At 40.8% G+C, this 13,550-nt stretch carries 16 protein-coding genes and 1 tRNA gene; 3 read left to right on the plus strand and 14 right to left on the minus strand.

Annotation, left to right across the window (positions count from 1 at the left end; all coding sequences use genetic code 11):
• Nucleotides 1–19: 19 nt before the first annotated feature.
• From BK009_RS09280 to BK009_RS09305, 6 genes are all read right to left on the minus strand, one after another.
• A complete protein-coding gene (locus BK009_RS09280) occupies nucleotides 20–385 on the minus strand; it encodes a rhodanese-like domain-containing protein (protein ID WP_100909449.1) in 366 nt (121 codons plus the stop codon).
• A gap of 127 nt (nucleotides 386–512) precedes the next feature.
• Complete coding sequence (locus BK009_RS09285) at nucleotides 513–1,271, minus strand: ABC transporter ATP-binding protein (RefSeq protein ID WP_100905299.1); 759 nt, start codon at nucleotides 1,269–1,271, stop codon at nucleotides 513–515.
• A gap of 2 nt (nucleotides 1,272–1,273) precedes the next feature.
• Nucleotides 1,274–2,332 carry a FecCD family ABC transporter permease gene (locus tag BK009_RS09290; protein ID WP_198517204.1) on the minus strand — a complete coding sequence of 353 codons (1,059 nt, stop codon included), beginning with the start codon at nucleotides 2,330–2,332 and terminating at the stop codon, nucleotides 1,274–1,276.
• Nucleotides 2,333–3,382, minus strand: coding sequence for a methyltransferase family protein (locus BK009_RS09295; RefSeq protein WP_100905298.1), 1,050 nt, complete (start codon nucleotides 3,380–3,382; stop codon nucleotides 2,333–2,335).
• Between the two features lie 40 nt (nucleotides 3,383–3,422).
• A complete protein-coding gene (locus BK009_RS09300) occupies nucleotides 3,423–4,478 on the minus strand; it encodes an iron ABC transporter substrate-binding protein (RefSeq protein WP_157809448.1) in 1,056 nt (351 codons plus the stop codon).
• Nucleotides 4,479–4,811: 333 nt separating this feature from the next.
• Complete coding sequence (locus BK009_RS09305; RefSeq protein ID WP_100905296.1) at nucleotides 4,812–5,423, minus strand: FmdE family protein; 612 nt, start codon at nucleotides 5,421–5,423, stop codon at nucleotides 4,812–4,814.
• 413 nt (nucleotides 5,424–5,836) lie between these two features.
• Between BK009_RS09305 and BK009_RS09310 the strand changes: the two genes are divergently transcribed.
• A complete protein-coding gene (locus BK009_RS09310; RefSeq protein WP_100909450.1) occupies nucleotides 5,837–6,277 on the plus strand; it encodes a carboxymuconolactone decarboxylase family protein in 441 nt (146 codons plus the stop codon).
• Between the two features lie 18 nt (nucleotides 6,278–6,295).
• Here the strand turns inward: BK009_RS09310 and BK009_RS09315 are convergent.
• The 7 genes from BK009_RS09315 to BK009_RS09335 all read right to left on the minus strand — a co-directional run bounded on the left by BK009_RS09315 (nucleotide 6,296) and on the right by BK009_RS09335 (nucleotide 11,234).
• Nucleotides 6,296–6,371, minus strand: a tRNA-Arg gene (locus tag BK009_RS09315).
• 183 nt (nucleotides 6,372–6,554) lie between these two features.
• Nucleotides 6,555–7,181 carry a flavin reductase family protein gene (locus tag BK009_RS09320; RefSeq protein ID WP_100909451.1) on the minus strand — a complete coding sequence of 209 codons (627 nt, stop codon included), beginning with the start codon at nucleotides 7,179–7,181 and terminating at the stop codon, nucleotides 6,555–6,557.
• A gap of 123 nt (nucleotides 7,182–7,304) precedes the next feature.
• Entirely contained in the window at nucleotides 7,305–8,084 is a 780-nt protein-coding gene (locus BK009_RS09325; RefSeq protein ID WP_100909452.1) for a DUF4013 domain-containing protein, read from the minus strand.
• A gap of 172 nt (nucleotides 8,085–8,256) precedes the next feature.
• Nucleotides 8,257–9,249, minus strand: coding sequence for an ABC1 kinase family protein (locus BK009_RS09330; RefSeq protein ID WP_335645303.1), 993 nt, complete (start codon nucleotides 9,247–9,249; stop codon nucleotides 8,257–8,259).
• Nucleotides 9,250–9,253: 4 nt separating this feature from the next.
• The gene (locus BK009_RS12760; protein WP_250645151.1) at nucleotides 9,254–9,697 is read right to left on the minus strand and encodes an AarF/UbiB family protein; all 444 of its coding nucleotides are present in this window, start codon (nucleotides 9,695–9,697) and stop codon (nucleotides 9,254–9,256) included.
• Complete coding sequence (locus BK009_RS12700; protein ID WP_236950975.1) at nucleotides 9,694–9,867, minus strand: hypothetical protein; 174 nt, start codon at nucleotides 9,865–9,867, stop codon at nucleotides 9,694–9,696. Before BK009_RS12700 ends, BK009_RS12760 begins: the two co-directional genes overlap by 4 nt.
• A gap of 92 nt (nucleotides 9,868–9,959) precedes the next feature.
• On the minus strand, nucleotides 9,960–11,234 hold the full coding sequence (locus BK009_RS09335; RefSeq protein ID WP_100905292.1) for a threonine/serine exporter family protein: 1,275 nt from the start codon (nucleotides 11,232–11,234) through the stop codon (nucleotides 9,960–9,962).
• A gap of 279 nt (nucleotides 11,235–11,513) precedes the next feature.
• Here BK009_RS09335 and hisF point away from each other — a divergent pair, with 279 nt between their 5' ends.
• Both hisF and BK009_RS09345 read left to right on the plus strand, forming a co-directional pair.
• Nucleotides 11,514–12,338, plus strand: a complete 825-nt coding sequence (gene hisF / locus BK009_RS09340) for an imidazole glycerol phosphate synthase subunit HisF (RefSeq protein ID WP_100909453.1) — start codon at nucleotides 11,514–11,516, stop codon at nucleotides 12,336–12,338.
• Nucleotides 12,339–12,406: 68 nt separating this feature from the next.
• Nucleotides 12,407–12,898 carry a hypothetical protein gene (locus BK009_RS09345; protein WP_100909454.1) on the plus strand — a complete coding sequence of 164 codons (492 nt, stop codon included), beginning with the start codon at nucleotides 12,407–12,409 and terminating at the stop codon, nucleotides 12,896–12,898.
• Between the two features lie 177 nt (nucleotides 12,899–13,075).
• Here the strand turns inward: BK009_RS09345 and BK009_RS09350 are convergent, their stop codons facing one another.
• The gene (locus tag BK009_RS09350; RefSeq protein WP_100909455.1) at nucleotides 13,076–13,408 is read right to left on the minus strand and encodes a rhodanese-like domain-containing protein; all 333 of its coding nucleotides are present in this window, start codon (nucleotides 13,406–13,408) and stop codon (nucleotides 13,076–13,078) included.
• Nucleotides 13,409–13,550 lie beyond the last annotated feature (142 nt).

Here is a 13,550-nt window from a genome sequence, read left to right on the forward strand (position 1 = left end):
AGAAATTCCGTAAAAAAATTTATTCTTCAGTTAAAGGATATCCACTTCTCTTCCACATCCGGATACCACCCAAGATATTGTAAACTTCCATATAACCCAATTCCTGCATTATTATCATGGCTTTAGATGCCCTAACACCAGATCCACAGCAGATCAGGTATTTTGTTTCTTTTTCCAGCTTCTCCAGTTCTTCTATGAAGTTTTGACCATGGTAGTCTATGTTCACCGCACCCTCGATATGGCCGTTGATGAATTCTTTAGGAGTTCGGACATCCAGTATAACAAAATCAGGAACAGCCTGTACCTTTCCAATTAATTCATACGCTTCTTCAGGACTTATATTCCTAAAAATCAGTTCTTTTTCATTTTCAGAGGACTCTGCCATGTTATCATAACCTGCCTATTTTACTTTTTCTGTCAGGTATATGTATATGGTAATGATTTCAAATAAATTAACCCTATTGAAACTACTTGAGATTGGGAGACAATAAAATCTCCTAATGATTTTTAAACTATTGAAATTTAGGGATTACCACTGGGATGCCCTCAAAATGGGTGACATACACATCAACCCCATAGGTTTCCTTTATTATCTCTGGAGTGATTACTTCCTTTCCACCGGTGGTGAACACCTGACCATCCTTCAGTATTATGAACTTATCTGAAAACCGCAGGGCCAGGTTAATGTCGTGCATTACCACCACTGAAGCTATCTTCTGGGTAGCGGATACTTCCTTTATAATCTTCATTACTTCCAGCTGATTTTTCAAATCAAGATCACTGGTTGGCTCATCTAAAAGTAACAGTTGGGGTTCCTGAACTAATGCTCTAGCTATAACAACCTTTTGGAGCTCCCCACCACTTAATTCATTAATGTATCGCAGGGAATAGTCTTCAAGACCCATTACCCCCAATACTTTTTCAGTTAGTTCCAAATCTTTACTGGAAACATCCCATTTGATGTAAGGTTTCCTACCTAATAAAACAGCATCGAAAACAGTTACATATCCTGTTTCTGAATTTTGGGGGACGTATCCAATTTTCTGGGCGATTTCAATGTTTTTCATCTTTTTTAGATCCCGGTCCTCCACGAATATTATTCCCTCTTTGAAGGCCAGTATTCGATTGATGCATTTCATTAGGGTGGATTTACCCGATCCATTTACACCCAGTATGGATATGAAATCGCCTTTTTCAACTTCGAAATTCACATCGCGTAACACCGGTACGCTACCATAAGAAAATTCGACCTTATTCACAGACAGAACCATTATTATCGCCTCATTTTGATTATAATGTATAGAAACATTGGAGCACCCAGGAATGCAGTTATAATACCCACTGGTAGTACTATTGGTGATAAAATCGATCGAGCAATTGTGTCAGATGCCAGTAGGACCAATGCACCTAAAATGGCAGAAGTTGGGATTAAAAACCGGTGGTCATGGCCAATTATCCGTCTCATGATATGGGGTGCTATAAGTCCCACAAATCCAATCACTCCCAGAAAAGCCACGGTCACTGCTGCTGTGAATGAAGATATCAACATCCCCTGTATCCGTATACGGTCAGTGTTAACTCCCAATCCCTTGGCTGTTTCTTCACCACTTTCCAGGCTGTTATAATCCCAGGCATGATACATGAAATAGATGAAGGCCGGTATCATGAGTATCAACATGATCCAGACATCATTCCATACTGCTCGACCCACGTCACCAAAGGTCCAGAATATGGTGGCTGCAACCTGGGCATCGGTGGCAAAGTACTGTAAGAACATGGTCCCCGCAGCAAACAGGGCAGTCATGGCCACTCCAGCCAGTATCATTACCTCTGGTGTTACACTGCGAACCCTGGCAATTAGCAGGATGGCAACTACCCCCAACAATGCTCCAATAAAGGCTGCTAAAACTGTGAGATAAGGATTGTTTACAATAACGGCATCAGCATGGGTGCTGTGTAACGTTCCTGCCCCGAGAACTATTATTGCAAATGCAGCCCCGAATGCAGCCCCCTGAGATATCCCCATGGTATAAGGGCTTGCCAGGGGGTTTCTGAGAACACATTGCATTATGGCACCCTCGATACCCATGAAAATCCCGGCTATTATAGCAGCAAGTATTCTGGGAATCCTTATGTTCCATATAATAGAAGCCCCAGGTGCTTCACGGTTAAAAAGGGCATTAATTATATCATAAAATGATAAATTAGCGGCACCGACTTTAATGGAAAGAATTATTAATAGAACCAGGGCCAAAGCTAAACCTAATACAATTAATAATTTATTTCGAGTATAAGCCCTGTAACGACTTATTGTACTATTTTCAAATGACAATTAACTCACTTTTTTGGATATTATAAGTTTGTTTCTGGATTTAGTGCCAAAAGACGGATTTAAATGATCTACATAATGGACATCCATTATTTCAAAGCCCAAATCCTCTAAAAATTCTGAATATTCATCAAAGGACAGATCACCCTTAAAACTATATCGGGTACTGGCCTTCAAGGATTTTTCGAAGTTTGCAAAGTTCCATTCCAGGTTATCCAGAACATCAGCCAGGGTTTGGTTTTCATTTTCAGGGAAATATTGTTTATTTATAAATAATCCTCCCAAATTCAGGGAATTGTAAACTTTTTGAGCTATTTCAGGGTTTTTGCCACCAGGATTATAGGAAGAAAAAATAACATCGTAGGGACCCTTCAGGTCGTCTTGGTAAAAATTACCAGGGATAGTTTTAACATTGGCACCATATTTTCTAATGTACTTCTCGGTTTCCTGAGTTACAGGGGGCAGATCAAAGACACAACAATCAAGATCAGGGTTGATTTTACTAAGGGCTATTGAGTACATGCCATGCCCTCCAGCCAGGTCAAGTAAAGTCTTTGAATCTTTAAATTCATCATATGAATTAATTATTTCCACGGTGTCCTGCAGTTCTCCGGATATGCAGTCTTCAGCCATTACCTGGATAATGAAGGGGAAAAATGATTCTTCTTTTTTGGAGAGATTTCCTTTCAGGGTGTCATTTAGATTATTCCATTGATCTGCATTTTCTTTTAAAGATAATATGCAATTAGTTCTATCATATTTAGATTTAGAGTCCAGATATAACTTTGATAACTCTGAGTTCTGGTAAAGCTCATTTTCCTTCGTTATTAGGCCAATCTTTTCCAGGGCCTCTAAAATATAATGGGAAAATATTGGTTCAATTTCTAATCTCTGGGAAAGTTCTTCGTAATTTACTGGTTCATTTAAATTGTCAAAAACTCCAATTTCTATGGAAGATTTTATTATATTGAATGTTTTCAGGCCGTTGAAGGCATTTTCAACTACCTGTTGTAATTTTTCATGTGTGACATCTGGCCGTTCTAGAATGTTCATATTACCACTTGAATTCCATTAAAAAGTAGAAAAAAGAAAATCAGATTTCGATTTTCTTGAATCCACCCTGTACTGCTTTCATCTGGTTGTACACTGGTTTACCCACAAATTTTACAAAGATTTCATCAGCCTTCTTCTCTGGATCCACATCACTGAATTGCTCCGGATAGAGAACTTTTCCTACGTAGTAGGCATCGGCAAGTAATATGTCCTTATTATAACTGTAAAGGCAGTAGGACATTAATCCATAAACCTGATCATTCTTTACAGCTTTTAAATCTTTATATTCAGGATATTTTGTGGTATCATTAACTACCGATGCTAAACTGGATTCTTCAATGAAAATCACATCCGGATTCCAGTTTATCAATTGTTCTTTATCTATCTGGACTGCTATGGACGTGTCATTGGTACTAACAGAACTAGCAACGTTTTTGGCATTTACCATCCTAAATGGAGGGTAGAATGCATTGGTTGAGGTGATGCCATGTGATCCCCGGTAGGCATGGCCCCCCACATATGCCGTGGTGTTTTTACTGGCCGCAGCGTCCTTGGTTCTTTTGTTAAGGTCTTCTTCGCAGGAATTGATGTAACTTACCAGTTCATCTGCCCTTTCAGTTTTACCCAGCACTTTACCCATTATTTTCAGGGAATCTTTATACTTGGCCATCTGTTCGGTTGTTCCCACACCCATAGTGTAAACAACTACAGTTGGAATACCTGTTTTGGACTCTATATCCGCAGCTTGAGTGGCATCGGCGGCAAAAACAACATCGGGTTTTAGGTTAGCTATTGCTTCGTAATTGATTACGGTTTTCCGGGCATCCCCCACAATGGGAAGACTCATTAATTCGGGGTGGGCTATCATGTAGGGTAATTGGTTTCCCCATCCCCCGGTGGAATTGGTCTCAGTCTGCTCAATTCCCACAATTTTATCACTGGCATTCAAATAAACAATTTCTCGGGCTGAACATCCAGTTCCCACCACTTTATTGACCTGGGCCGGCACATTTACTGTTCTACCGGCAACATCAGTTATGGTAACTGTCCCATTACTGTTTGAAGCTGATCCACCTATTCCAAAGGCATAGATCAAGGCTCCCCCCACCACTGCTATGACAACAAGAATAACTGCTATTAACTTTTGATTGATAAAACCACCTCCGATTTTATATAAATGTAACAGAAATAATTTATAATACTTTCGATTGAAGTAATAATACACTTATAAATGAATATTAGAATAGTAATACTTTAAAATTAGTTAATACTAACTTTATAAATAGCCAGGTTAAAAATAATACCCAAAACAATATCCCTAAATCTTGATGGCAAGGATTATGTATGGATTAGTAATTCCATTAACAATTCATAGCAGAAAAAAAGAATAAAGAAAATCTCTTAAAAAAAATTAATTAAAAATAAAAAATTAATTTCTTGAATAATCATCAAAACAGGGTATGCAAACGAAATCATTATTTTCTACCCTAGCCCGGTGTTCGGCAACCAGTTCACCACATTTTGAACATTTAACTGACCCAAATATCCTGGCTTTTTCCGGAATCTCAACATCCACAAACTCTATATTGAACAGTTCATCCGCAGGCATGTTCATGATTTTTTCTGAAATTGCATCCTTTCTCTTCTCAAACTCCATTTCATCTTCAGGCTTTGCTTCTCCAGAAAATGCTTTCGTTCTCACCATAGCAAATTCAGGATCAATTTCATCAATGGCTATATTTAAAGACAGACGTAGAGATTTACCCGTGCCACGGTTTATGAATGTGTATACGTTTTTCCCATAATCTTTAAATATTAAATTACCCTTTCCAAATGTACATCCAGTGATCACTTGAATAGCATCCACACTGCAGCTGTCATTTTCCACAATGGCCAATAACTCCTCATCAATGGCCCTATTAGAAATTAATTTATCCGTAGCTATCTCGGCAGCTTGAATTCCTATGGCCACACCAGGACATGAATGTCCGTGAAACTCTATAACCTTTGAATATATATCATTTTCGTTATCCATAACCATCACCAACTCCGTTAAGACATTTTACTGGCTTTTAACTCTAAAGTAAACCACTTGAAATATCCATAATAACTTATTAACCTTTTTATAAGCAATTTTTTTTAAAACTAGTTAGCAGTGATCCTTTATAAATCTTATCTAACCTAAAAGAAGTAATACTTTTTTAGGGATCCACCCCAAATAGTAATACTCGGAGGAATAGGGAGCCAAACAATTACAGGCCTCCCCCACGTCAATATCAATATAAACTGCTGCTCCAGAAACTTATTAATTTCGGGAGTGATTTATAGGACAAGATGGTGAATGTTATGTAAGTAATGATTACTGAATTGAAGATTAGAATAAAAAATAGATATTCCCTATGAGAAATATTCAAAACCCGATAATTGAATCTAGAAATCAAGGAGATACCTAAAATGGAAGAAAAAAGTCGACCAAACCGTTTTACAGAGGTTCTTGGTGAAGATGTGGATATGGCATTCAAAAAACTGGCATCCGAATTGTTAAAAGATGGTGCTCTGACCCTTAAAGATAAGAGTATCATAGGACTGGCGTGTGCAGTGGCAGTGAAATGTGATTCCTGTGTTAGGGCACATAAAAAACAGGCCCTGAAGGCAGGGGCCAGTGAAAAAGAAATTCTGGAAGCAGCAGCAGTGGCAGGGTTGGTGCGTATGGGTTCTGGTTTTAACACCGCCTACGCACTTCTAGATGACCAAGAGCCCAGTAGAAAAATACACTTTAAAACAAAAAATAATGATGAAAAGAAGCAAAATAACAGATCAGAAGAAGATAAAACAATTTCAAGGAAACCTGATGGATATCTGAAAAGTATATATGGAAAAAATGATCAGGAATAGAATTTAAGAATAAATAAGCGGACCTGGGGGGATTTGAACCCCCGACCTTGGGATCCGAAGTCCCACGTCATATTCCAGGCTAGACTACAGGCCCATAAAAACCCACTAAATCGTAGGCAAGTTAGTTGTTAGGTGCTTTTCACTTATAAAAGTATTCGTACCCCATGAATAAACACCCCTATTTTTTATTTTACTTCAAATGAATCTGCTACATGGATCCAGTCAGACGATCCAGGAAAGTTAATCATTGGTGTCACTAAAAAAATTACCATATTTTTCAATCTTCGTACATTCCAGCCAGTGGATCCTTACCATTGGGGAACATGGCACCGTAGGGTTCAAACCAGTCCATATCCTTCACCGTGCAGAAGTGCATTCCCTGGTTGGACTCAGTCATCATCAATGGTTGGGCCTTTTCCACATCCCAGGAACCATCTTCCACGTTGTATATGTCATCTCTTACTTCCAGATGCACCACTTTCCCCATCACCAAGGCATAGGGAAAGTTATCGTATTCATCAGCAATGATTTTATGGAGTTTGCATTCCATCCAGGCGTAACATCCATCCACCCCCGGTGTTTCAATCTTCTGGCTGGATTTTTCATCTAAACCAGCCAGTTCATATTCATTAACCTCGGGAGGGACGAATTTAGCGGTGGGCATCACACTACCAGCCAAGTCCATTCCCGGGAGACTGATAACGAATTCTTCCTTAGCCTTCATGTTATCGAAGGTGTCCCTCATCACCCCGGCAGTGGCCACACATATCAGGTCAAATGGGCGTAAAATAGGCATCAGACATGAGTAGGGAGCCACATTTCTCACCCCATCTGGGCTGAGGGTGGAAATGAAGGTCACTGGCAGAGGTATTATGGATTCTCTTTTGAAGTTTTTAATCTGCATATTGGTTCACCGCTTTAGGTAATGGGAAGAACCACCATATAAATTTATCATATTGATTATGCAGATAGTATTACAATTGGGGTTTGTTAATGCTGAATGTTCATACCCCTACAATTCCCTAATTTAATTGTTGTTGTAGGTTTCTTCTGTTTCCAGGAAATTATCTGATTCATTCGGAAACTCTTCTTTTTCCAGTGTTTCTCTAAAGATTAAACCATATGCCCGGTACATGAAGAGATACATAAAGGGGTAAGCTATAAGGCAGGTTAAAACCAGCCCCACGAATGGTATTAAGGATATTAACGCCGCCCCCACTGCGATTAGAATATAAATAACCATCAGGATAATTAACAGCATTATGTAATTTAACCAACCGATACTCTCTATTCTTCTCTTTATTTCTCCAAATCTCAGTGCTGCTCCGATTTCTCCATAGTATGCCATGTTGGATATGGCCATTACCATTATTATCCCCACGATGAGGAGAATGAACAAACCCAGGAGCATGATAAGCAATCCAAAAATTTTCGTGGCGGATGATCCTGCAAGTAGCATGACGAAGCCGGCAATTAAAACTATTACAGGGATTGTTTGGTAGATTAACGCCACTAAGAACATCTTAAGCCCATCTATGAGCATTTTACTCCACTTTTTAAATTCAGGAGGTTCAATTTCCCCCAATATGGTTGTTTTTATTGTTCTAAGTTGATATCCCATCATCAGGAGGGAGGCTACAAGAGCAGGAATCAAAAGAAAATATAATAAGCCAGAAACACTTGTGTATAACATTATTATTTCCATTGAAAGCTGGGAAATTAAAACGATTATACCCAGGATTAACAGACGTTTCCAGTTAGAAACTGGATACTTAAACGAATCACCAATAATTTCACCTATATCCATATCAAATCAACTCCCATGAAATACGAAACACACCATTAACATATTAACGTTTCCTAATTGGTTTTTACACATATAAATGTTATTGATTGAATTAAAAGTAATACAGTGTGGCTCTAAAACTTGATTAAAAAAAAATATTATTATCTATTTGTGGTGAAGCTCTGCTTAAAATTTATATTTCTTCTAAATTTTCCGGTAACGTAGAATATAAATTATAAGACCCACACCCAGCACCCCACTGGCTACAAAAACCCAGAAATCCTAAAATTGACATCCCCCAGATCATGGGACCGTTGTTGATCTGGATAATCCATGAAGAACCTAGGAGCAGGGCTGCGATTATTATGGCCACCACCAGTTTGTTACTGGTTCTTTCAATGTCTTCAGAGAGTTCCTCTGAATAGCGGACCTTTATCTCCCCGTTTTCAACCCTGGCCACCAGGCGGTTGATGTTTTGAGGTAAGTTCTTCACCAGATGCTCCAATTCAAACATGTTATCCACTAATACATCCGCCATGTTCTTGGGACTGAATTTTTGCAGGATGAGTTTCTTCACCATTGGCTTGAACTGAGCAGCGGCATCAAATTCCCCATCAAGGGAGTAAGCCACCTCCTCAATGAGGGACACTGCCCTGGCAATGAGGGTGAATTCAGGTGGTACCCTGGCCCGGTACTTGGTAATCAAAGGTAGGGCCAGTTCACTTAAGATGTGACCCAGGTGTATGTCACTCAAACTAGCACCATAGTAACGGTCCAGAATATCCATTATATCCCTTTTAAGAATATTTCTATCCACCGAATCATTGATGATGCCCATGTAGATGAGCTGGTTAATAATGGCATCCACCTTGTAGTCAATGACCTGAACAAAGAGTTCACCCAGGTTCTGCATGAAATCATGGTCAATGTGTCCCATCATCCCGAAGTCAATATAACATACCACGTCATCCTCTAAAACGTAGAGGTTTCCAGGGTGAGGGTCAGCATGGAAAAATCCATCCACCAGTAGCTGCTGGAAGTAAGACTTAGCCACCCTTTCCGCCAATAGCTTGTTATCAAAGCCTTCCGGGTTCTCCATCACCTGGCTCATCTTGGTTCCCTGGATGAACTCCATGGTTAAAACCAGGGATGTGGAATACTCAGGGAAGATGGTTGGCGAACGGATACCTTCATCCTCTCGAAGCTGGCCTGGAAATTCTGGGTGTTCCGGGCTTCCAGACCGTAGTCCATCTCTTTATGGATGGATTTTCAAATTCATCCACAATCTCCGGAACATTGAACACCTGGAGACTGGAAATTTTCTTATGGAGCAGATCAGCCAGGTGATGCATGATAACCAGGTCTTTTTCCACCAGATCCTGAATACCCGGCCTCTGTACCTTAACCGCCACCAGGGTGCCATCGGGTAAAACTGCACGGTGAACCTGGCCAATGGAAGCCGCAGCCAGGTGTTCCTCTTCAAAACTCTGGAATAACTGGTCTAATGGTTTTCCCAGTTCACCCTCCACAATTATCTTCACTGTGTCAAAATCAAAGGGTAATGTGTCATCCTGGAGTTTGGTGAACTCATCAGCCATTTCCAGCCCCACCAGATCCGCCCGGGTGCTCATCATCTGCCCAGTTTAACAAAAGTAGGCCCTAATTCCTCGAAAACCATCCTTAACCGTTCCGGAGCGGTTGAATCCAGATCCAGATCAGAATCGTATTTATATAACAGGTCGCCCCAGCGGGAACCCTTCAGCTCAAGTTCACCAACCAGGTTATCGAACTGGTACTTGGCCAATAAGTGTACAATCTCTTTTAAACGCTGGTAGTCTATTTTTTTCCGGGAAAGGACATCATTTTTATCCCCCCATCATTTAATTATGGCAAATGTTAATTTTCAATTTTTAATGGATCTGCCAGGACCGCACCAATAAGTAAACCCATGGAGATAGCCACGAAGGTCAGGACCACCATTATCAGGTTTGTAATGGATGCGGAATAGTTTTGGCCAGCCAATGTAGCGAGACTCATGAATCCCAAGGATCCTGGCACTAAAATCCAGAATGCAGGTATTATAGATACGTAATAAGGTGTTTTAAGCTTTGATCTTTCCAGAAATGTTCCCATTATAGTCATGGTGACGGATCCTATAAAAGCACCGAAAAGTCCTCCCAGGAGGTAGTTTCCAGCCTGAAGTCCCAGGAAAGTGGCTGATAACACAATCAAAACTCCCAACATGTCACGGTTTCTTATTGACATTAAAAGGTACATCCCCAGGGTGAAAACCAGGACTCCAATATAGGGCGCCCACCAGCCCAGTGGAGTGGCTAGATAAGCTACCATGTACTCCCCTGGAGACAAGCCAACAACTTGAAGACCCAATATAACTCCAAAAAGTAGGAGTAACAGTATAACCACTCCCTGAACCAGGCGACTGGCACCAGATATCACATTGTTAGCGGCCAGTTCGTACATTCCAGTGGCCAGAACCGCCCCCGGGATGAAGTAAGAAAGTGCCGGGACCAGGATGGTGAGGGATCCCTTTACAATTCCCTGCTTCACACCGAAAAAGAAGATCATGGACACCAGGAACGCGGTTAAAACCGGTAAAATAAGGGTTAATCTGGGTTTATCCTCAGAGTATCCTATTATTAAACCCACAATTGCCCCTAATGCTACACAGAATAATAATTCACTGGTTGTGGGTAAAAGTAGCATTCCAAGGCCAGTAGAGTATAGTGCGTATCCCAATATGTGTCTTATATAGTTGTGCTGGCGTTTAACATTTATTATCTCTTTTATACGATTAATACCCTGTTCTGGAGTTATTTCTGCATTTTCTGCCAAGTATATTAACTCATATAATCGTGACACCTGGTCCAAGGGCAGGAGTCCGGGTTTTTGCCTGGTTACTGCCAGGGCCTTTGAATTCCCATCACTGATCTTGATGAGAACGAATGTTGGAAAATCAATCACTTCCTGGGCTTTAACACCATAAGCCCGGCATATATTCTTTAGTATAGCTTCTATGGTCATCACTGCGATTCCTGCTGCAGTCATGGCCCGGGCTAGTTCGGTTAAAAATTCCAGTAAGTACGGTGGTAAATCACCTTCAGCAGATATGTTGGAAGGGTTTATGTGAGATGAATTAGTTTCAGGAACCATTATGACCAGGAACTCCCCATTTACTCCAATAGATATTTGTTTTTAAAGGTGATTAAATCTTTTGGGAGTCGAGGGGAACTTACATCCCGCTGAGCAATGGAATTTATGGAGTTATGTGAATGATGAATCCCGGGTTTACTATTCCGGTGTAAGTGTTTTTAATGACTAGGGATCAAAAGGTTAGTGGTAAAGGATCGGTTGTATGAAACCTAAAATCTACCCCAAAAAATAACCATTACATTCAATTAATTTATGAAAAAAATATTTATCGGGATTATCATGCTGGCTAAACGTATCATACCCTGCCTGGACTGCGACCTTAACGTGCCCCATGGGCGCGTGGTTAAGGGAGTTGAATTCAAACAGATCCGCTATGCTGGAGAACCAGTGGAACTGGCCACCAAATACTATGAGGATGGAGCCGATGAAATAGTGTTCCTGGACATAACCGCCTCCCACGAGCGCAGGGAAACCATGGCCGAGGTTATAAAGGCAACCACCGAGAATGTCTTCGTGCCCATCTGTGTGGGCGGAGGTATCAGGAAGCCCCAAGACTATGTGAACATGCTCAAAGCAGGGGCAGATAAGTGCAGTACCAACACTGCAGCAATACACAATCCTGATCTCATCAACGAAGCATCCAAGGTAGTGGGTAGCCAGGCCTGTGTCATTGGTATTGATGCCAAACGTCGTTACGTGGAAGACCCTAAAGAAAACGATGATCATGTTATTATCGAAACACCCCAGGGATACTGCTGGTATGACTGCAGTATCTACGGCGGCCGGGAATTCACTGGAATAGATGCTGTGAAGTGGGCTATGGAATGCCAGGAACGTGGAGCTGGGGAGATTCTTCTAACCAGTATGGATCGGGATGGTACCAAGGATGGTTACGATATTCCCCTGAACAAGACCATGAGCCAGATGCTGGATATTCCCATAATTGCCTCAGGTGGTGGAGGTAATCCGGAACATATCTATGAAGTATTTGATAAGGGTGAAGCAGATGCTGCTCTTGCTGCCAGTATCTTCCACTTTGATGAGTACCCGGTGCCTGTGGTGAAGGAGTTCTTGAAGGAAAAGGGTGTTGCTGTCAGACTCTAAACATCTTTTATTTAGGTTGACTAAATCCTACCTTCCAAATCTATAAATTATAATATAAGGCGAGGAATTTGAAAAAACGAAAACACATCTTCCTGGACGACAATGCCAAAGTCGACAAATTGGAAAGGAAGATTAAAAAATACAACAGATACAAGTCCCACAGCGAGAAAACCCCTGAGGAGGATTTCCGTCTGCAGGAGAAACTGGCCATGCTCAGCGTGGTGGCCAGTAACTTCATGATGACCGGTCACAGTCCCACCATGGTCCTGACCAAAAGGGAGGAAGGGGACGAGGTTATGATGCCCGTAGGTGGTGGTCAGAAGGACCGGGCCCGTGAGATCATCTGCCAGGCAGATTTCAGGAAGCTATATCGTGGAGGTAAGGGCCGTAAAACCGATCCTCTCATGATCGTAACCGCCATCTGCATGTACGTCATGAGACAGGACAACCCACGAAGAGGAGATATTCGTTATTCCAACGATTTTATTAGGAACGTTGGAGTTACCAAGGAAATATATCAGCACATAAGCCAAAAGCTGGATTTTGAAGAAAATTCGTAATTTTTGATGTGTCGCTCTATATAGTGATAGCAAAATTTTGCTACACTTCTTGTTTTCAATTAACTATAACATTTCAACACCATCTCTTATCAAGGAAAGATCAATCCCGACCTGCCCGAAAAATTGTTTTAATCTAATAAAAATACCAGTGTTTGTTTTTATAGAATGATCTAGTGATTATTCCCCACTCACCATTGGCAATTTACTGATCTTCCAAGCTACAAAACCACCTAAAATATTATAAGCACCCTGGAAACCGGATTCTCTCATTTTATCCAGGAAATATCCTCCCCGGACACCAGTCTTACAGTAGATCAGATAAACCTGATCTTTATCCAGTTTCTCAGCTTTACTCTGGAACTGGTGACCATCATAATCCAGGTTCACTGCCCCGGGAATGTGTTCCTTTTTAAACTCATCATAGGGGCGGATGTCCAGTATTATAATCTCTAGTTCTTTTTCCATTAAATCAAGTGCAGTCTGAGGAGTTACGGTGATGAATTTACCCATTTTTACCACTATTTTTTTATTGTTTTAATCACCTTTCCTATTTTCTATGGCCCTCTATGATTTACCAATATTTAAAATGAATAGAAACAACTAGCTGAAAACACCTACCCCTTCCTAACCCAGGAGATTAGATCAGATTATA

Origin of the sequence: Methanobacterium subterraneum, assembly GCF_002813695.1 — an archaeon.
Taxonomy (GTDB): Archaea; Methanobacteriota; Methanobacteria; order Methanobacteriales; family Methanobacteriaceae; genus Methanobacterium; species Methanobacterium subterraneum.